Here is a 16,674-nt window from a genome sequence, read left to right as displayed (position 1 = left end):
GCGAACGAACGGTGAAGGCAATGGGCACGAGACGACTCATCCGGGCACTCGGTCTCGCGGGAATCGGCGTCGTCGGGACGTACCTCCTCGCGGTTCGACCGTGGCACAGGCGCTGGGGGACCACCGACGACGAGGCGACGGGCTGGCTCCCCGGCGACGACTTCGTCGGCGACGCGGACGTCACCTCGACGCGGGCGATTACGATTGCGGCCCCCGCGCGGGCGGTCTGGCCGTGGCTCGTCCAGTTAGGGCAGGACCGCGGCGGCTTCTACAGCTACGAGCGATTGGAGAACCTGTTCGGCCTGCAGATTCACAACGCGGACCAAATCCTCCCGCAACACCAGCGGCTCGACGTGGGCGACGAGATACGACTCGGCCCGCCGGGCTCGGGCGCGCCGTCGTTCCGGGTCGCGCTGGTCGAACCCGAGCGGACGCTCGTGTTGAGTGCGCCGGGCTGGGAGACCGGTGAGAGCGCGGCGGTATGGACGTTCGCGTTGCACGAGGTGGCTCCCGGCGCGACGCGGTTGATCATCAGATACCGCGGCCGGTCGGAGACGCTCCGCGGGCGCGCGATGAACCGCTTGGTCGTCGAGCCGGTCCAGTTCGCCATGGAGCGGAAGATGCTCAAGGGAATTCGGTCGCGGACGGAGCGGGCGCGGGCGAGCGCGACGGGCGGCCGGCACCGCTGACCCAGCGCCGACGGGCGATTCGAAAGTCTTTTTGATGCGGTCCGGCTTCGGAAGAGTGCGAGCCGCCTTAGCTCAGACTGGGAGAGCACTCGACTGAAGATCGAGCTGTCCCCGGTTCAAATCCGGGAGGCGGCATTTTCCTGCGAACTACCGAGAGAGCGTTGCAACCGAGTCGTGAGCAGTGAAAATGTCGCCTCCCGGATTCTGAACCAGCGAGCGACGCGAACAAAGTGAGCGAGCGAGTGAGGTTCAAATTCGGAAGGCGGCAGTCGAGTTCTCAACGACCAATCGGAACAACGCCCGAGTTCAGCGGCTCAGACCCGTAGACTCGAACACACAGCACCACAGAGACCTGCGGCGTTCTTCAGAAGACTTATACGCGTGAGGTCGCTGGATGCAAAGGCAATGGCGAAAGGTAAGGTCGACTTCTTCAACGACACTGGCGGCTACGGTTTCATCTCTACTGACGACGCGGACGACGACGTGTTCTTCCACATGGAAGATGTTGGCGGTCCGGACCTCGAAGAGGGTCAGGAAATCGAATTCGACATCGAGCAGGCCCCCAAGGGCCCGCGCGCGACGAACGTCACCCGCCTCTAAGCAGGCTTCCGTTCACCGCAGTACATTCACAAACTGACGAACTTTCCTCCGTTTTTCACGACCGCGAGCGACGGCGTTTCGGCGACCGGGTGACTGAGTCACAGACATGCGGAAGGGTTATCCGTCCGCAGGGTCGTTGTACAGTTGCAATGGCGAAAGGTAAGGTCGACTTCTTCAACGACACTGGCGGCTACGGTTTCATCTCTACTGACGACGCGGACGACGACGTGTTCTTCCACATGGAAGATGTTGGCGGTCCGGACCTCGAAGAGGGTCAGGAAGTGGAGTTCGACATCGAGCAGGCCCCCAAGGGCCCGCGCGCGACGAACGTCACGCGCCTGTAATTCGGTTTCCGAATTCAGCAGACAGACGAATCGATTTCTGAGAGTTTTTTTACGCACCCCTGAGCCGTGAGGCTGTGCTGTAGGACCCCCCGCCTCGAGTAGACGCAGTCCCGACCGGGCGTCACGAACCTGTCGAACCCAGAAGGCTCTTATCCTCTCGTAGTTGTGCATCAAACGAACAACAATGTCCGACGACGGGGAGCTGGAACCTCCCGCGGGAATAGACGACTCCCATATCGGCGCGGGCGTCTTCGACGAGACGATGGGCCCTGGCTCGTCGTTTGCACACCTTTACCGGGGCGAAATACACCGGATGAAGTCGTGGCGCGAGCGGCTCGACCGGACCAGTAACTGGGCGATTACGCTGATGGCCGGGATTCTGACGTGGTCGTTTTCCGCACAAACGCACCCGCACTACATCATCCTCCTCGGGGTAGTGACGCTGAGTATCTTCCTCTGTATCGAGGCGCGGCGCTTCCGCGCGTACGACATCTGGCGCTCTCGGGTCCGGATGATTCAGCAGAACGTCTGGGCGTACGCGCTCGACCCGGACGGCGGCGTCCTCGACGAGGACTGGCGGGAGAAACTCGGGGAGGACTACCGTACGCCGAACATGAAGATACCCTTCGAGGAGGCGCTTTCCCACCGGCTCCGACGGGTGTACCTCCCGCTGTTCGTCGTGATGCTCGTCGCGTGGGTCATCCAGCTCACGGCGTACACGGACGGGGCGACGCTCGTCGGGAGCGCCGGCGTCGGCGGCGTCCCCGGAAACATCGTCGTCGCCTTCGTCGCCGGGTTCTACGCGACCCTGCTCGGTATCTCGTTCCGCCCGCGCGAGTGGCACGTCAACGGCGAACTCATTCCGAGCGACGTGACGGGATGGGAGCAGTCGGAGTACGGCGACTCGTAGCGTCGCAATTCGAAATGGTTTTTTCGCTCCTGCGCGTCTGTCGAATCGCGCCGCCTTAGCTCAGACTGGGAGAGCACTCGACTGAAGATCGAGCTGTCCCCGGTTCAAATCCGGGAGGCGGCATATTCTGAGATTCTGAGCGGAGCGAAGAATCGAAGAAACGACGCCGGACTGATTTGAACCAGCGAGCAAATCTCCGATTTGCGAGTGAGGTTCAAATCCGGGAGAACCACCCATTTTCAGACCGAGAGTGAGAGTCAAAGCTCCGCTTACGCCCGCGCCTCGTCGAGCCACGCGGGTTCGTCGACGGTCGTCGAACCGACGCCCGTAAGCGAGTACTCCCACGAGCCGCGTACCTCGGTGCCGTCGTCCATCCGCCCCGAGAACGCCCACGATTCGTGGCGCGAGAGGCCGTCTTCGTCGACGAGGACGGCGTACTCGAAGTTCGTAACCTCCAGATTCCCGGGGTCGCCCTGCGCCGCGGCCGACCCGGCGAGAATCAGCGCCTCGCTCGCGGTCGATAGCTCGTAGCGCTCGACCGACACCCCGTCGAACGTCTCGGTGCCGGCGAACGTCAGGTCGTCGTCAGCGCCGTACGCGCGAGCCTGCGAGAGCGCGATGGCGGTGGCGAGAACCTCCATCGACCCCTCGTACGAGGTGTACGTGGCCTCGGCGCCGTCGCCAATCCGGACGTACGTCACGCCGTCGGCGACGTACTGCTCGACGGCTCCCGAGTCGGGCTGGCCGTCGGTCGCCGAGGTCGTTCGACTGTACGACCGCTCGGCTTCGAGGTCGGCGTAGAACTCGCGGGTGACTTCGGTCTCGACGCCGTTCGCGTCGACGCCGGTGTACGACCAACTGACGGTGAAACTCCCGGCGTCGCGGAGGACACGCTCGGGGTCGCTCAACTCGAAGTCGTCGGTTCCGCTCGCGTCGGAGTCCGCGCTGTCGCCGCCCCCATCGGGCTCGTCGATGTCGTCGGTCTGGGCGCCCGGCACAACGTCCGCGCCGCCGGTACAGCCGGCGAGGAGCACGAGAACCGCGACAATCAGGACGGGAATACGGTTGGAATACACGACAACCATACGACGAGTAGAATCTTAAGTAGGCGCAGTGACTCGCGGCCGATTCGACGCGGCCGGCGGCGAAGCCGGCGAACGAAAGCGCGAGTGCGCCGCTCAGACCGTCACCGACGCCGACGTCGCCACGTCGCGGTGCGAGACGCGGACCTCGACCCCCGACGGGGTGACGGAGACGGTCACGTCGTCGACGGTGCGTTCGTACTCGGCGGTGTGGCTGCCGGACCGGGAAACGCGCAGGCGCTTCGAGAGGAGGCCGGCGTCCACGAGCGGGTCGAGTTTTCGGTACGTCGTCGAGAGCGGGAGGTCGCACGCCTCCGAGAGTTCGCTCGCCGAGCGGGCGACGCCGTCGGTCGCGTCGAGGATGCATCGGCAGTCGTCGTCTTCGAGAAGCGAAAAGAGCGCGTCGACGGCGGCGTGGTCGTCGACGACGCGGGGTTCGGACGAGGCGGTCGGGGAGCGAACGGCGAAGGGGAGCGAAGCCTGACTCATACTTCTGTAGAGTCGGCGGACCGGGACCAACGGACAACCACGATAGCGTGGGACGTTTATATACCTCCATCCCCTCCCCCCGCCGCCGACCGCGGCGGCGAAATCGCTACCCCTCTTCGAGGACGTCGCCGAGCAGTTTCGTCAGGGCGGCGGCGAGGTGTTCCGAGAACGTCGATTGGTTGATGTCGAGTTCGGCCGCGACCTCGGTCGCATTGGCTCCGCGCGGGCGCTCGAAGTAGCCCATGTCGTAGGCCGTCTGGAGGACTTCGAGCTGACGGGCCGTGAGCTTCCCGCGGTCGACGAAGACGCTGTCGCCGGGGGCGTCGCCGGTGGGCGAGCGCACGAGGCGCTTGATGTCGAGTCCGGGAAAGCGGTCGCGAAGCTCGCCGATGACGGCCTGCAACTGTTCGTAGTCGGCGGCGTGGAAGACGAGCGTCAGACTGCCGCGCTGGGCGAAGTAGCGGTCGACCGGACAGCCGAACTCGCCGAGGCACTCGCACGGACAGCCGGCGCTCCCGTCGTGGGTGTAGCGGTAGAGGTGCTTCGAGCCGTAGGAGAAGATGGGTTCGAGCGCGGACGCCTCCGGAGGGTCGTCGGCCTCGACGACGAACTCGGAGACGCTGACGTCGCCCGGGGTAGAGACGACGCTGGTCGAGACGGAATCGACGACGGAGTCCGTCGAGTGAGCGACCGAGGCGACGGGACAGACCGACGGCGAGTCGAATTCGACCGTGGCGCGAATACCGGCGGGCATCGTGTTACGCGCGGGCGACTCGGTGTTCGCCGCGGGACGCGACGACCACGGACATTACTGGTCGGACTCCGCGACGTCCAGTTCGACCGCCCGGCCGCCCAGCGTCTCGGGGTCGAGTTCGAACAGTTGGATGTCGAGGTCGCGCTTCGTCTCGCCCCAGATTTCGAACAGCGGTCGCTTGGCCTTACCGTACTGGACGATGCGTTCGACGGTCAGCTCGTCGGGGTCGACGCGTTCGAGCGTCCCCTCGGCGATGATGCTCCGGTAGCTCCCGTCGTTCGACTCGTGGACGACGAGTCGGGCCCGCGGGGACGACGTGAGGAACTGCCGCTTTTCGCTTTCGGGCGTGGAGACGAGACGGAGATAGAAGCGACCGCTCTCGCCGTCGTAGCCGTAGGAGATTGGAATCGCGTATGGTTCGTCCGCCTTCGCGAGCGAGAGGACGCCCGTCTCGTGACGGGACAGGACCTCGCGTATCTCGTCGGGCGAGAGTTCGGTCTGTTGGTCCAGAGACATCGGTTCGTACCACCAGACTCGCGGCCGACGTAATTACTGTTACTTCTCGGCGGTGTCCGAGAGACACCAACCGGGCGATATCGGCGGGGTCGGTCGCAGGCGCGAGTCGCTCAGGCGGTCGAGAAGGCGTCCGGCGTGAGCGCGGCGCTGCAGATGACACAGCCGTTTTCGAGGAGGGCGTCGCGCATGGAGTCGTTGACCAGCATGGACTCCGCACACTCCGGGCAGACGAATGTGTAGTCCGCGCTGTCGCTCATGTGGTTCGTAGTACGCGTGGCACACGTATATGTAGCCTACTGTTTTTCGAACGCCCGGGGCGCGGTGGAGCGAACGTCCCAACCGGGCACAGAGAAGAATGGAACCTCACGCGGAACATGGAGCGAACGCCTCGGTCGAGGTCGGACTCCCGCAGATGGGACAGCCGCGTTCGAGGACCGCCGCACGCATCCCGTCGTTGACGGCGAACCGCTCACCGCACTGCGAGCACGTGAACTCGTAGTCGTCCGTCGGCGACGTGGCGCTCATCAGTCCACCTCCGGCGATGCGAGCGTCGCCGTCATCGCGACCGCCCCTCCTCGCCGTCTTCGCCGCCGTCGGTGGCGACCTGCCGGAACGCGAGCGACACGCCGGCGTCGTCGAACGAAACCGAGAGCGTGTCGAAGGTGGTCGCGAACTCCCGCGGGTGGTGCGTCGCGGTCTGAATCCGCAGTCGCTCGTCGAGGAGCGACGCCTCGGTGAGCAGGTCGAGTTTCCGGTAGACCGTCGACAGCGGCACGTCGCAGAGTTCGGCGCACTCCTGCGCGGTCCGCGGGGCCCCGTCGCAGGCGGCGAGGATTCGCCGGCTGTCGCCGTCGCTGAGCGCAGAGAGGACGGCCGACGGCTCCGCGGCGACCTGCTGGGGCCGGGTCAGGTCGAGCGTCGATGCACCACGGGCGGCGAAAGCGGAAGAGGAGTTCATACTTCGATAGACGACGGACAACGGGAGGTATCTCCGCCCGCGCTATCCGGGGTGGTTTAAGTACTCGACCCGTCTCCGGCTTCGAGTTGAGCCAGTCTGCGGCGCACCGCGGGGTTCGAACTCGGCGCGAGGATGAAGTGGCCCGCGCCCATCGTGAGGCTCCGCAGGTACCAGTAGACAGCGCGCTCGACCGGGCGGAACCGGCCGTCGGTCAGCGCGACCGCGCCGCGCCACGCGTTCCGCCGCCCCTCGCGGAGCGTGAAAAACGACAGCGCCTCGTCCAGCCGACCCAGCGACTCGTCGATGTCGGCGACGCCGTCGGCGTACCGCTCGGCGATGAGGTCCTGTTCCTCGTCGACGAGGCGGCGGAGGACCCGGTTGATGCGGCGGTGGTCGTCGTACTTCGCGGGGCGGTCGGGGTCGATGCCGACCTCGTGGAGCGCCAGCGCGAGGTCGTAGTTCACGTGCGCGTTGACGCCGAGCAACACGTCCTGCACCACGAGCGACTCCCCGGCGAGCGCCGTCTCGAAGGAGAGTTGCCACGGGTCGGGCACGTCGTCGTGGTCGCCGCGCTCGAAGGCGCGGAACGCCCGGCGGTAGTGGTCCGCGAAGGTAACGAGGTAGTCGGCGACCCACTCGGGGTCGGTGAACTCGCCGCCGCCGAGTCCGCGGTCGACCTCGGCGGTGACGCGGACGTAGATGGTCAGGAAGGCGGCGCGGCGGTCGCCGCGCTCGTACAGGAGCGATTCGAGCGCCGACAGCCGCTCGTGGGCGTCGGCCACGTCCCGGAACGGCGCGTCGACGAGTTCGAGAACCTCCTCGGTCGCGTCGCGGGCGACACCGGAGAGCGACGGATTCGGCGTCCGCACCGCGGCCGCGAGCTTTCTTCCCTCCTCGAACGTCGTCCGTCGCATGGGTTGGCCGTCCAGACGGTCCCGCCTTCGATAACGATACCGGCGCGCACGCGCTCGCGACCGAGAATCAGCGGGTGGGACGCTCACGCCCGGCGCTGGAGACCGGACCGGGAGTCGATACGAAGCTCCCACCCGAGGATGTCCTGCATCGGCTCCGTCTCCGAAAACAGAGTCGGATACCACGCGTTGTCTTCGAGCACGTCGTGGACGCGGTCCCAGTCGCCGTCGTCGACCCGGCGGAGTTCGCCGTCGACGACGACGCTCTCCCACTCGTCCCGCGAGGGGGCGTTCCAGACGGCGAAGCTCGCGCGGGCGGTCCGCTCGGCGAAGTCGGCCTTCTTCGAGGACTCGCCGGGGCGGAGGAAGACGAAGTAGAGTCGTCCCCGGTCGGCGTCGTAGCCGAACGAGAGGGGAATCCCGTAGGCGACGCCGTCGTCGGCGAGCGAGAGGACGCCGACGCCCTCCTCGCGGAGCAGGCGGTCTATCTCCTCCGACGGCATCTCGATTCGGTTGTGTTCGGCGAAGTCAGGGGCCATGGGAGATATACGCACGGAGATGACATAAGCCTGCCAGCGACCCGGAGACCGGCGACCAGCGACCGACGAGTGGCCGCCGCGGCGCTCGCTCGCTCGACCCCGACGCGCGACGCGGGGCTTATCCCCGGCGACGACGAACCGCGGGACGACACCCGGATGACGGTGAACACACTCCACCGGCCGACGCACCGCGACGCCCTCGTCCACCTCGAAGCCGCCTTCGAGCGCGGCGACATGGTGACCGTGTTCGGTCGGTGCACGGTCGACTACGACGGCCGCGCGACGAGCGAACTCGGCCCCGGCGACCGGCTCGTCGTCCTGAAGCCGGACGGCTCGATTCTGGTCCACACGGACGAGAAACGGACGCCCGTCAACTGGCAACCGCCGGGGTGTACCCACTCCGCGAGCGTCCGCGACGGCCGGCTTCGGGTCCGGAGCACGCGCACGAGCCCCGACGAGCGACTCGACGTGCACTTCGAGCGCGTCGAGCAGTGTTCGGCCTACGCCGTGAACGACCGCAGCGACCTCGAACTGGTCGGCAGCGAGGAGGACCTGCGGCAGCACATCCTCTCGGACCCCGACATCCTCGAACCGGGCTTCGAGCCGCTCGAGACCGAGCGGCAGAGCGACGCGGGCGCAATCGACATCTTCGGCGAGGACGCCGACGGCGTCCCGGTCGTCGTGGAGTTGAAGCGCCGGCGCGTCGGCCCCTCGGCGGCGAGTCAGCTCCGACGGTACGTGGACGCGCTCCACCGGGAGTTCGGCGACGACGAGCCGGTTCGCGGCGTCCTTGTCGCTCCCTCGGTGACCGAGCGAGCGGCGGACATGCTCGACCGCGAGGGGCTGGAGTTCGTCGCGCTCGACCCCGAGACGGGCGAACCTCCGGTCGAGGAGGACGACGGCGAAAACAGCGGTTCAGACGGGGCCGAAGCGGAAGAAGACGGCGCGGCCGGCGACGAGGCCTAAATCAGTCCAGACCGGCGGCGGCGACGAAGTTCTCGACGGTCCGAGCGGCCGTCACGTCGTCGAAGTCGCGGTCGGCGCCACCGTCGGGCCAGCCGAAGTCGTCGGCGATGCGGTCGAGGAGGTCGGCCGTGAACTCGGGGTGGTACTGGACCGTCCAGACGGGCGCGTCCTCGTGGCGCGTCGCGAGGTGGTCGTAGTAGTCCGCGGAGGCGACGGTCTCCATGCGGTCGCCGGGGGCGACGACGTAGTCGCCGTGGACCATCGGAATGCGCCCGGAGACGCCATCGAATAGGGGGTCGTCGCCGAGGTCAACGTCGGCGATGCCGCGGCGCTGGTCGCCGGCCTCGACGGTGCCGCCGAGCGCGTCGTTGACGAGTTGGTGGCCGAAACAGACACCGAGCGTGGGCAGTTCGCGGGCGACGAGGTCGCGGGCGAGCAGGCGAGCGTCGGCGAGCCACGGGCGCTCGTCGGCCTCGTAGACGCCCGCGGTGCTCCCGGTGAGCACGACGGCGTCGACGTTCGAGAGCGTCGGGAGGCCGTCGTTGGGGAGCGAGTGAACGGTCCCCTCGCGGCCGTCGAGGGCGAGGTCGGCGAGCGCGTCGGTGAAGTACGCGGGGCCGTCCGCAGCCATGCAGTCGCAGACGAGCAACATGGTCCGAACCGTAGCGACGGCGGCGCATAAGCGTGTCTCCCGGTCGAGGGGTCGACTCGCCCGCCGCCGGGGACCGGTGGGACTCGAATGCGGTTCGGTGGCCCATCGCGGCGAACCGACGTGCGAGCCCCTGACACGACCGCGGCGGGCGAATGAAGCTTCGAAGCGTTTTTAGCCCGCCTGACCCTTCGGTTTCACAAGTAACCATGTCAGACAAACCCGCCTCTATGTACCGGGAGATTACGAACCCGGCGTACACCCGACGCGAGTACATCACGGGTATCCCCGGTTCGAAGATCGCACAGCACAACATGGGCGACCTGCAGGCCGACCCCGAGGACTACCCCGTCCAGATCAGCCTGAAGGTCGAAGAGGAAGTGCAGATTCGCCACGGTTCGCTCGAATCCGCGCGTCTGTCTGCCAACCGCCTCATGCTCAAGCACGCGGGCGAAAAGCAGTACAAGATGATTCTGCGCAAGTTCCCGCACCACGTCATCCGCGAGAACAAGCAGGCGACCGGTGCGGGTGCGGACCGTGTCTCCGACGGGATGCGCCAGTCGTTCGGGAAGGTCGTCGGGACCGCCGCTCGCATCCCCAAGGGCGAGACGGTGTTCACCATCTACTGCGACGTCGAGGACGCCGCGACCGCGAAGGACGCCTTCCGCCGCGCGTACAACAAGATGTCGCCGCCGTGCCGCATCGTCGTCGAGCGCGGCGAAGAGCTGCTCGTCGCGTAAGTTCGCGACCTCGCGCCGGCGCGTGTTCGGAACGCGCCTCGCCTCGAACCCATCATTTTTCCCCCGGGACGTCACCTCGTAGCGTATGCTTCGGTTGGCGGTCACCACCTCCAGCGAGACGTTCGAGCGAATGCGCGGCCCGCTCGGCGACCGCGGCATCGACGTGGGTCACCTCCCCGCCGAGGGGTTCGCACTCGACCTCTCGACGCCGCCGGCCGGGTCGTTCGACGCCGGCTTCGTCTACCCCTCGCGTCCGATGGAAGGCGGCGTCGTCACCGCCAGACACGACATCCCGTGGGTGAACACGCGCGAAGACGTGCTCACCTCGCGGAACAAGGCGGGCGTTATCGCGACGCTCGAACGCGCCGGGGTGCCGGTTCCGCGGAGCGTCTACGTCTCCAACCCGGCCGACGAGTCCGACCTGCTCGACGCCGTCGAGTCCGCGGGTCTCGACTATCCGGTCGTCGTCAAGCCGAACTCCACGACGCGGGGCGTCGGCATCGCCAAGGCCCACGACCCGGACTCGCTTTCGGGGCACGCGGACGTGCTGAGCCTCGTCCACGACTTCCGGGCGACCGGCGACAAGTCGTTCCTGATTCAGGAGTGGCTGCCGGACGCCCGCGATTACCGAGCGATGGTGCTCGACGGCGAGGTGGTCGGCGCGGTGGAGCGCCGACTGACGGAGGGCGCGCGCGACGGCGGGCGCTGGAAGCACAACGTCCACCGGGGCGCGGAGGCGGTCGGGGCGGACCTCCCGAAGCGACACCGCGACCTCGCCGAAGCGGTCGCCGACGAGTTGGGCATCCGCTATCTCGGGGTTGACCTGCTGGAATCCGACGGCCGGGTCGTCGTCTCGGAGACGAACGCCCGGCCGACCATCGACGACGACGCGAAGTACGACGACGGCTTTTTCGACCGACTGGCGGCGCTCGTCGAGCGGGTCGCAAAGAAGTCCTGAGCGGGCCGCGCGAAGTCGAGTCGCTACTCGACGTCGATTGCGGCGGAGTCCTCGGCGCGGTCGAACGTGACCTGCAGGACGCCGTTGTTGAAGGTGGCCGATGCGGAGTGCTCGTCGACGCGGGCCGGGAGGCGGATGCGTTCGTCGTACTCGCGGCGGTCACCGGCGGCGCTGATAGTCAGCGTCTCACCGTCGCACTTGAGGTCGATAGCGTCTTTGTCGACGCCCGGGAGGTCCGCGACGAGTCGGAGTGTAGAGCCCTCATCGTACACGTCGATGTGGGTCTCGGAGGCGAATCCGGCGTCGCCTCCGGTCATGTCGTTCATCATCCGTTCGATTTCGTCGAAGATGTTGTCGAACGGGTCGTCGCGGTCGTCTCTGACCATGGGGGCCGCTATGAAATCGGAGGATAAAACGTTTCTGCCTGTGACAGTCACCTGGCAGCGAATCGCCAGTATTCGGCCGCGAGCGACCGTCTACGGACAGACAGTGCGTCCCCGTTCGGGCGTGTCAATTCTCGTCCGTGTCTGATTGGTTGTGTTTGTTTCTGTGTCAATATTGATTGCTGATGAAAGGTAACGTTCGATTCAGTCGGATTTACCGAAACAGATATACTCTTGCGCCCGGCATATCAATACGGATACTACTCGAACATGAGTGAAAAATCCTACCTCAGCGCGGGCGAGAACGTGGATGAATCGGACGTGGTGCGGGTGGCACTCAACGGCTTCGGCCGCATCGGCCGAAACATCTTCCGTGCCGTCCTCGACAACCCGAAGGTCGAACTGGTCGCCATCAACGACGTCATGGACTTCGACGACATGGCGTACCTCGCGAAGTACGACTCCGTCATGGGCCGACTCGACGGCGTCGAGCGCGACGGCGATTCGCTGTCCATCGGCGGCACCTCGGTGAGCCTCTACAACGTCCAGTCCCCCGCGGAGCTTCCGTGGGGCGAACTCGACGTGGACGTGGCGCTCGAATGTACGGGCATCTTCCGCACGAAGGAAGACGCCTCCGCACACCTCGAAGCGGGCGCGGACAAGGTCGTCATCTCCGCGCCGCCGAAGGGCGACGAGCCGGTCAAGCAGATCGTCTACGGCGTCAACCACGACGAGTACGACGGCGAGGACATCGTCTCGAACGCCTCCTGTACGACCAACTCCGTCACGCCAGTCGCGAAGGTGCTCGACGAGAAGTTCGGCATCGAGAACGGTCTCCTGACGACCGTCCACGCCTATACGGGCAGCCAGAACCTCATCGACAGCCCCCACGCGAAGCAGCGCCGCGGGCGCGCCGCCGCCGAGAACATCGTCCCGACGACGACCGGCGCGGCGCAGGCGGCCACCGAGATTCTGCCCCAGCTCGACGGCAAGCTCGACGGCATGGCGATTCGCGTCCCCGTGCCGAACGGCTCGCTCACCGAGCTCGTCGTCCGCCTCGAAGACAAGCCCTCCGTCGAGGAGATCAACGACGCCTTCCGCGCCGCGGCCGACTCCGGCCCGCTCGCGGGCGTCCTCGGCTACACGGACGACGAAGTCACCTCGCGTGACATCCTCGGCCTGCCGTTCTCCAGCACCGTCGACCTCAACACGACCAACCAGGTCAACGACGGCGGCCTCTACAAGATACTGACGTGGTACGACAACGAGTACGGCTTCTCCAACCGGATGCTCGACGTCGCCCACTTCGTCACCCACCAGTAGACGCCCCCACGAATCGCCCGCCCTTTCAGCGCGACTTACCCACCACTAAGTAATTCCTCTACGTTCTTCCACCCGATGTTCAAGACCCTCGATGACCTCGACCCGGAGCAGCGCGTACTCGTCCGACTCGACCTCAATTCGCCGGTCGAAGACGGCGAGGTCCAAGACAACCGACGGTTCGACCGCCACGCGGAGACCGTCCGCGAACTCGCCGAGGCCGGCCACCGCGTCGTCCTCATGGCCCACCAGGGCCGTCCCGGCGACGACGACTTCGTCTCGCTCGAACAGCACGCCGACATCCTCGCGAGCCACATCGACCGCGACGTGGGATTCGTCCCCGACACGTACGGCGACGCGGCCATCGCCGCCATCGACGCGCTCGAAGCCGGCGAGGTGCTTCTCCTCGAAAACACGCGGATGTGCGACGAGGAACTCCCCGAGGAGGACCCCGAGGTCAAGGCCGACACCGAGTTCGTCCGAACCCTCGCCGAGCACGTCGACGCCTACGTCAACGACGCCTACTCGGCGGCCCACCGCTCGCACGCTTCGCTGGTCGGCTTCCCGCTCGTGCTCCCCGCCTACGCGGGCCGCGTGATGCAGACCGAGTACGAGGCGAACTCCTCCATCGCCACCCGCGAGTTCGACGGACAGGTGACGATGGTCGTCGGCGGGACGAAGGCCACTGACGTCATCGACGTCATGAACAACCTCGGCGACAAGGTCGACCAGTTCCTCTTAGGCGGCATCGCCGGCGAACTGTTCCTCCGCGCCGCCGGCAACGACGTTGGCTTCGACCTCGAGGGCATGGACTTCTTCGACGACCAGTGGGAGGCCAATCGCGAGACCATCGAGTCGCTGCTCGACGAGCGCGGCGACCAGATTAAGCTCGCCGTCGACCTCGCCTACGAGGACGAGACCGACGACCGCGGCGAAATCGCGGTCGCCAACATCACGGAGAAGGACCGCGCCTACCTCGACGTTGGCTCGATGACGGTCGACGAGTACGACCCCATCATCCGCGACTCCGAGGCCGTCTTCGTGAAGGGCGCGCTCGGCCTGTTCGAAGACGAGCGCTTCGCGGTCGGCACGACCGGCGTCCTCCGCGCCATCGCCGAGACCGACTGCTTCTCCGTCGTCGGCGGCGGCGACACCTCCCGCGCCATCGAGATGTACGGCATGGACGAGGACGACTTCGGCCACGTCTCCATCGCCGGCGGCGCGTACATCCGCGCGCTGACCGGCGCGCCGCTCGCCGGCGTCGAGGCGCTGACGCAGGACTGAAGCCGCGTAGCGTCACCCGTCTCTCTTCTCGGCGAACACGCCAGCCGCGCCATCGACGAGAATCGCGACGCCGCCCGCGAAGACCAACAGCGTGAGGAGTCCGCCGACGGCGTTGTCGTCGGGGAAACTTCCCGAGGCGCGAACCGCCAGCGTCCACCCGGCGCTGAACGCCGCGTAGCCCGCCATCGCCGCGCCGACGGCGACGTTCGTTCCGCCACCGAGCGTCACGCTGAGCGCCGGCAACCCGACTGCCCCGGCGTCGTCGGCGGTCTCGGCGGAGCCGTCAGTCTCGCTCGCGTCGCCGTCGGTGCCGTCTCGTTCTGACACGCCCCGAACGGGGACCGCGCGGGCCATAAGTGTCACCCAACGTTGATAGCCGACGCCGCCGAACCGACGCGCATGAAACTCGGCGTCGTCTCCGACACGCACGACAACCTCGATTACGTCGAAGCCGCGGTCTCGCACTTCGAATCTGAGGGCGTGGACGCGGTCGTCCACTGCGGCGACATCGTCGCGCCCTTCTCGGCCGCGCCGTTCGACGCGGACTTCGACTTCCACGCCGTCCGCGGCAACAACGACGGCGAGTGGGCGCTCCGCGAGGCGGTGGAATCGTTCGGCACCTACCACGGTGACTTCGCACACCTGACGCTCGGCGGCCAAGAGATAGCGGTCTACCACGGCACCGAGGCCGGACTGGTCGACGCGCTCGTCGAGTCCGAAACGTACGATTTCGTCCTGCGCGGCCACACCCACGAGAGCGTGGTCGAACACCGCGGGGCGACGACGCACATCAACCCCGGCGGCCTGCCGATTCCCGGCGCGGACGACGAGTTCCACGTCGCCGTCGTGGACCTCGACACCGGGAACGTGGCGTCGCGGTCGCTCTGAGCGTCAAGCGAGTGGGCGGCCCGTTCAACGCCTATTATTAGCGGTTTGTTGTGTGAAACAGCCGCTCAGTAGAGAGCGCGTAGTGACCGTCACGCAGCGGGGTAGTATCGGCGGGGGAGCGAGTAGTTATGAGTATCCAAGAACTGTGCCAATACATAGAACTCGTTAGTGGATTAAAACGCTGGAAAGAGGCAATCTCTCTCGTTGCATTATGTATTGTCTGGATTCTTCTGTGGTCCATGAATGAGGGATTGTCCACACCAGATACACTTTACGAGGTTTCTCTCCTCGTAATGTTTCTCCTCACGGTCGGGATGCTAATCCACAATATACGGCAGACAACATCAACCTGAACAATACGGACTCTGTACTGACCGGACAGAGTCAGAATACACCACCCGCTAAGGATTCCAAGGAGCCGAGTGGGTGGAAAAGCCGCGACCGCACCGAGCCGTACCAAACCGAACCGCACCCCACCGAACTGAGCAGTCGATCCGCGACTAGTCGTCGGCGAACTCCGCGCGCGCCTGCTCAGCGAATCCGGACGGACTACCGGAGATACCGATACCGAGCGTCTGGTCCGTGAGTTCCATGCTCGTCTGCTGGTCTTCGGTGTCGAACATCGCGCGGATAGCGTCGACGTTCTCGGGAATCACGTCGGACTGCTGGTGGATGGCCTGGAACAGATAGAGGTCGCGGCCGTTGACGCCGATGGACTCGCCCCACACGCAGTTCTCCCACATGTCGCCGCGCGGGCGGCCCGCGTCGAGCGCGAAGTCCATGAGCTTGCCCGCGCCGTCGATGCCCATCCCCTCCGGGATGACGTAGACGCGGTTCTCGCCTTCGAGCAGTTGTCGGACGTGCGCGCCGGTCACGTCGTCTTCGAGCGTGACGTTGAGCGCGTGGACGTGCATCAGCGTCGCCGGGACCTTCAGCCCGAGCGTGTCGATTTCGAGGTCCGGGAAGATGGTCTTCACGTCGGGGCCGTGGTGCGAGGGAATCTTGATGGGGTTCGGGAGAATGTCGTTTATCGGCCCGCGGGAGTTCTGACCGGGGTCGCCGCCGCGGCGGACGAGCGTCGCCCGGACCTTCTCGACGCCGTACTCGGCTTCGAGCGGCGCGATGATGCGCGAGAGACCGGTCGTGTTACAGGAGACGACGCGGACGTAGTCGGCGTCGCGGGCGGCGTCGAAGTTGGCCCGCGCGTTGAAGCTCACGTCGGCCACGTCGGCGTCTTCGCCGCCCTGGAAGATGGCGGGCGTGTGGTGCGTCTCGTACAGTTCGCGGTTCTCTGCGCCGATGCCCGACGGCGTGCAGTCGACGATGATGTCCGCCTTGGCAACCAGTTCGTCCACCTCGCCGGCGAGGTCGACGCCGGCCTCGGAGAACAGCGGCGAGCGTTCGGGAATCGCGGCGTACATCGGGTAGCCGCGTTCGCCCGCGGTGTGCGCTTCGAAGTTGGGCTGGGTCTTGGCCACGCCGATGAGTTCCATGTCGGGCTGCGCATCGACCGCGTCGGCGACGCGCTTTCCGATTGTGCCGTAGCCGTTGACACCCACTCGTATCATGGGTGACAAACGACCGGGCCCGACTATAGTTATTTCGATGGTTAATACTTAGAAATTAACTCTCGGGCGAGTGAGTCCCTCGATTACCTCCGAGGCGAGTGAAACCGCCGATTCGGGGCGGCGGGG

The 16,674-nt window shown here is 66.2% G+C and carries 23 protein-coding genes and 2 tRNA genes; 12 read left to right on the top strand and 13 right to left on the bottom strand.

The genetic code is table 11. The features are described 5' to 3' along the window. Positions 1–20: 20 nt before the first annotated feature. The 6 genes from C457_RS02665 to C457_RS02640 all read left to right on the top strand — a co-directional run bounded on the left by C457_RS02665 (position 21) and on the right by C457_RS02640 (position 2,666). Positions 21–689 carry a hypothetical protein gene (locus tag C457_RS02665; RefSeq protein WP_008091750.1) on the top strand — a complete coding sequence of 223 codons (669 nt, stop codon included), beginning with the start codon at positions 21–23 and terminating at the stop codon, positions 687–689. A 61-nt stretch (positions 690–750) separates the two neighbouring features. Continuing rightward, positions 751–824, top strand: a tRNA-Phe gene (locus C457_RS02660). 270 nt (positions 825–1,094) lie between these two features. Next, on the top strand, positions 1,095–1,289 hold the full coding sequence (locus C457_RS02655; protein WP_004057907.1) for a cold-shock protein: 195 nt from the start codon (positions 1,095–1,097) through the stop codon (positions 1,287–1,289). Positions 1,290–1,438: 149 nt separating this feature from the next. Continuing rightward, positions 1,439–1,633, top strand: a complete 195-nt coding sequence (locus C457_RS02650) for a cold-shock protein (RefSeq protein WP_004057909.1) — start codon at positions 1,439–1,441, stop codon at positions 1,631–1,633. Positions 1,634–1,817: 184 nt separating this feature from the next. After that, positions 1,818–2,543 carry a DUF2270 domain-containing protein gene (locus tag C457_RS02645; RefSeq protein WP_008091735.1) on the top strand — a complete coding sequence of 242 codons (726 nt, stop codon included), beginning with the start codon at positions 1,818–1,820 and terminating at the stop codon, positions 2,541–2,543. A gap of 49 nt (positions 2,544–2,592) precedes the next feature. Continuing rightward, a tRNA-Phe gene (locus C457_RS02640) sits at positions 2,593–2,666 on the top strand. 146 nt (positions 2,667–2,812) lie between these two features. Here the strand turns inward: C457_RS02640 and C457_RS02635 are convergent. The 9 genes from C457_RS02635 to C457_RS02600 form a co-directional block, all read right to left on the bottom strand. After that, on the bottom strand, positions 2,813–3,628 hold the full coding sequence (locus C457_RS02635) for a DUF7537 family lipoprotein (RefSeq protein ID WP_008091734.1): 816 nt from the start codon (positions 3,626–3,628) through the stop codon (positions 2,813–2,815). Positions 3,629–3,721: 93 nt separating this feature from the next. Beyond that, positions 3,722–4,114: a winged helix-turn-helix domain-containing protein gene (locus C457_RS02630; protein ID WP_008091733.1), complete on the bottom strand. Its 393-nt coding sequence runs from the start codon at positions 4,112–4,114 to the stop codon at positions 3,722–3,724. A 106-nt stretch (positions 4,115–4,220) separates the two neighbouring features. Beyond that, positions 4,221–4,868 (bottom strand): DNA-binding protein, encoded by a 648-nt coding sequence (locus C457_RS02625; protein ID WP_008091732.1) that lies wholly within the window; start codon positions 4,866–4,868, stop codon positions 4,221–4,223. A gap of 54 nt (positions 4,869–4,922) precedes the next feature. Then, entirely contained in the window at positions 4,923–5,384 is a 462-nt protein-coding gene (locus C457_RS02620; protein ID WP_008091731.1) for a pyridoxamine 5'-phosphate oxidase family protein, read from the bottom strand. A gap of 110 nt (positions 5,385–5,494) precedes the next feature. Next, positions 5,495–5,641: a DUF7560 family zinc ribbon protein gene (locus C457_RS20510; protein ID WP_008091730.1), complete on the bottom strand. Its 147-nt coding sequence runs from the start codon at positions 5,639–5,641 to the stop codon at positions 5,495–5,497. 106 nt (positions 5,642–5,747) lie between these two features. Continuing rightward, positions 5,748–5,909, bottom strand: a complete 162-nt coding sequence (locus C457_RS02615) for a DUF7560 family zinc ribbon protein (protein WP_008091728.1) — start codon at positions 5,907–5,909, stop codon at positions 5,748–5,750. A gap of 31 nt (positions 5,910–5,940) precedes the next feature. Beyond that, positions 5,941–6,342, bottom strand: a complete 402-nt coding sequence (locus C457_RS02610; RefSeq protein ID WP_008091726.1) for a winged helix-turn-helix domain-containing protein — start codon at positions 6,340–6,342, stop codon at positions 5,941–5,943. A 56-nt stretch (positions 6,343–6,398) separates the two neighbouring features. Continuing rightward, complete coding sequence (locus tag C457_RS02605) at positions 6,399–7,256, bottom strand: DUF5995 family protein (RefSeq protein WP_008091724.1); 858 nt, start codon at positions 7,254–7,256, stop codon at positions 6,399–6,401. An 83-nt stretch (positions 7,257–7,339) separates the two neighbouring features. Next, positions 7,340–7,792, bottom strand: coding sequence for a pyridoxamine 5'-phosphate oxidase family protein (locus tag C457_RS02600; RefSeq protein WP_008091723.1), 453 nt, complete (start codon positions 7,790–7,792; stop codon positions 7,340–7,342). Positions 7,793–7,948: 156 nt separating this feature from the next. On the opposite strand from C457_RS02600, the gene nucS reads away from it, so the two are divergent. Then, positions 7,949–8,758, top strand: coding sequence for an endonuclease NucS (nucS, locus tag C457_RS02595; RefSeq protein WP_049913389.1), 810 nt, complete (start codon positions 7,949–7,951; stop codon positions 8,756–8,758). Between the two features lies 1 nt (position 8,759). Here nucS and C457_RS02590 read toward each other — a convergent pair whose 3' ends face one another. Then, positions 8,760–9,410 carry a type 1 glutamine amidotransferase gene (locus C457_RS02590; protein WP_008091719.1) on the bottom strand — a complete coding sequence of 217 codons (651 nt, stop codon included), beginning with the start codon at positions 9,408–9,410 and terminating at the stop codon, positions 8,760–8,762. 206 nt (positions 9,411–9,616) lie between these two features. Between C457_RS02590 and C457_RS02585 the strand changes: the two genes are divergently transcribed. Continuing rightward, positions 9,617–10,147, top strand: a complete 531-nt coding sequence (locus C457_RS02585) for a 50S ribosomal protein L16 (protein WP_008091717.1) — start codon at positions 9,617–9,619, stop codon at positions 10,145–10,147. An 85-nt stretch (positions 10,148–10,232) separates the two neighbouring features. Beyond that, positions 10,233–11,105, top strand: coding sequence for an ATP-grasp domain-containing protein (locus C457_RS02580; protein ID WP_008091716.1), 873 nt, complete (start codon positions 10,233–10,235; stop codon positions 11,103–11,105). 23 nt (positions 11,106–11,128) lie between these two features. On the opposite strand, the gene C457_RS02575 is transcribed toward C457_RS02580, so the two are convergent. After that, the gene (locus C457_RS02575; RefSeq protein WP_004970480.1) at positions 11,129–11,491 is read right to left on the bottom strand and encodes an Hsp20/alpha crystallin family protein; all 363 of its coding nucleotides are present in this window, start codon (positions 11,489–11,491) and stop codon (positions 11,129–11,131) included. 267 nt (positions 11,492–11,758) lie between these two features. On the opposite strand from C457_RS02575, the gene gap reads away from it, so the two are divergent. Both gap and C457_RS02565 read left to right on the top strand, forming a co-directional pair. Next, the gene (gap, locus tag C457_RS02570) at positions 11,759–12,811 is read left to right on the top strand and encodes a type I glyceraldehyde-3-phosphate dehydrogenase (protein WP_008091711.1); all 1,053 of its coding nucleotides are present in this window, start codon (positions 11,759–11,761) and stop codon (positions 12,809–12,811) included. A gap of 75 nt (positions 12,812–12,886) precedes the next feature. Next, positions 12,887–14,092: a phosphoglycerate kinase gene (locus C457_RS02565; RefSeq protein WP_008091709.1), complete on the top strand. Its 1,206-nt coding sequence runs from the start codon at positions 12,887–12,889 to the stop codon at positions 14,090–14,092. 12 nt (positions 14,093–14,104) lie between these two features. Here C457_RS02565 and C457_RS02560 read toward each other — a convergent pair whose 3' ends face one another. Then, a complete protein-coding gene (locus C457_RS02560; protein WP_233514178.1) occupies positions 14,105–14,419 on the bottom strand; it encodes a hypothetical protein in 315 nt (104 codons plus the stop codon). A gap of 72 nt (positions 14,420–14,491) precedes the next feature. Here C457_RS02560 and C457_RS02555 point away from each other — a divergent pair, with 72 nt between their 5' ends. Then, positions 14,492–14,980: a metallophosphoesterase gene (locus tag C457_RS02555; protein ID WP_008091706.1), complete on the top strand. Its 489-nt coding sequence runs from the start codon at positions 14,492–14,494 to the stop codon at positions 14,978–14,980. Positions 14,981–15,480: 500 nt separating this feature from the next. On the opposite strand, the gene C457_RS02550 is transcribed toward C457_RS02555, so the two are convergent. Beyond that, the gene (locus C457_RS02550; RefSeq protein ID WP_049913350.1) at positions 15,481–16,548 is read right to left on the bottom strand and encodes a type II glyceraldehyde-3-phosphate dehydrogenase; all 1,068 of its coding nucleotides are present in this window, start codon (positions 16,546–16,548) and stop codon (positions 15,481–15,483) included. Positions 16,549–16,674 lie beyond the last annotated feature (126 nt).

Origin of the sequence: Haloferax prahovense DSM 18310, assembly GCF_000336815.1 — an archaeon.
In the GTDB taxonomy this organism is placed as follows: domain Archaea; phylum Halobacteriota; class Halobacteria; order Halobacteriales; family Haloferacaceae; genus Haloferax; species Haloferax prahovense.
This window is presented reverse-complemented; position numbering and strand designations above follow the sequence as displayed.

Excerpts from the sequence above, each read along its gene's own strand:
- C457_RS02600 (WP_008091723.1), bottom strand. The coding sequence starts at position 7,792 with ATGGCCCCTGACTTCGCCGAACACAACCGAATCGAGATGCCGTCGGAG.
- nucS (WP_049913389.1), top strand. The coding sequence starts at position 7,949 with ATGACGGTGAACACACTCCACCGGCCGACGCACCGCGACGCCCTCGTC.
- C457_RS02665 (WP_008091750.1), top strand. The coding sequence starts at position 21 with ATGGGCACGAGACGACTCATCCGGGCACTCGGTCTCGCGGGAATCGGC.
- C457_RS02590 (WP_008091719.1), bottom strand. The coding sequence starts at position 9,410 with ATGTTGCTCGTCTGCGACTGCATGGCTGCGGACGGCCCCGCGTACTTC.
- C457_RS02635 (WP_008091734.1), bottom strand. The coding sequence starts at position 3,628 with ATGGTTGTCGTGTATTCCAACCGTATTCCCGTCCTGATTGTCGCGGTT.
- C457_RS02550 (WP_049913350.1), bottom strand. The coding sequence starts at position 16,548 with ATGATACGAGTGGGTGTCAACGGCTACGGCACAATCGGAAAGCGCGTC.
- C457_RS02565 (WP_008091709.1), top strand. The coding sequence starts at position 12,887 with ATGTTCAAGACCCTCGATGACCTCGACCCGGAGCAGCGCGTACTCGTC.
- C457_RS20510 (WP_008091730.1), bottom strand. The coding sequence starts at position 5,641 with ATGAGCGACAGCGCGGACTACACATTCGTCTGCCCGGAGTGTGCGGAG.
- C457_RS02580 (WP_008091716.1), top strand. The coding sequence starts at position 10,233 with ATGCTTCGGTTGGCGGTCACCACCTCCAGCGAGACGTTCGAGCGAATG.
- C457_RS02555 (WP_008091706.1), top strand. The coding sequence starts at position 14,492 with ATGAAACTCGGCGTCGTCTCCGACACGCACGACAACCTCGATTACGTC.
- C457_RS02610 (WP_008091726.1), bottom strand. The coding sequence starts at position 6,342 with ATGAACTCCTCTTCCGCTTTCGCCGCCCGTGGTGCATCGACGCTCGAC.
- C457_RS02575 (WP_004970480.1), bottom strand. The coding sequence starts at position 11,491 with ATGGTCAGAGACGACCGCGACGACCCGTTCGACAACATCTTCGACGAA.
- C457_RS02655 (WP_004057907.1), top strand. The coding sequence starts at position 1,095 with ATGGCGAAAGGTAAGGTCGACTTCTTCAACGACACTGGCGGCTACGGT.
- C457_RS02585 (WP_008091717.1), top strand. The coding sequence starts at position 9,617 with ATGTCAGACAAACCCGCCTCTATGTACCGGGAGATTACGAACCCGGCG.
- C457_RS02625 (WP_008091732.1), bottom strand. The coding sequence starts at position 4,868 with ATGCCCGCCGGTATTCGCGCCACGGTCGAATTCGACTCGCCGTCGGTC.
- C457_RS02605 (WP_008091724.1), bottom strand. The coding sequence starts at position 7,256 with ATGCGACGGACGACGTTCGAGGAGGGAAGAAAGCTCGCGGCCGCGGTG.
- C457_RS02650 (WP_004057909.1), top strand. The coding sequence starts at position 1,439 with ATGGCGAAAGGTAAGGTCGACTTCTTCAACGACACTGGCGGCTACGGT.
- C457_RS02620 (WP_008091731.1), bottom strand. The coding sequence starts at position 5,384 with ATGTCTCTGGACCAACAGACCGAACTCTCGCCCGACGAGATACGCGAG.
- C457_RS02630 (WP_008091733.1), bottom strand. The coding sequence starts at position 4,114 with ATGAGTCAGGCTTCGCTCCCCTTCGCCGTTCGCTCCCCGACCGCCTCG.
- C457_RS02645 (WP_008091735.1), top strand. The coding sequence starts at position 1,818 with ATGTCCGACGACGGGGAGCTGGAACCTCCCGCGGGAATAGACGACTCC.
- C457_RS02615 (WP_008091728.1), bottom strand. The coding sequence starts at position 5,909 with ATGAGCGCCACGTCGCCGACGGACGACTACGAGTTCACGTGCTCGCAG.
- gap (WP_008091711.1), top strand. The coding sequence starts at position 11,759 with ATGAGTGAAAAATCCTACCTCAGCGCGGGCGAGAACGTGGATGAATCG.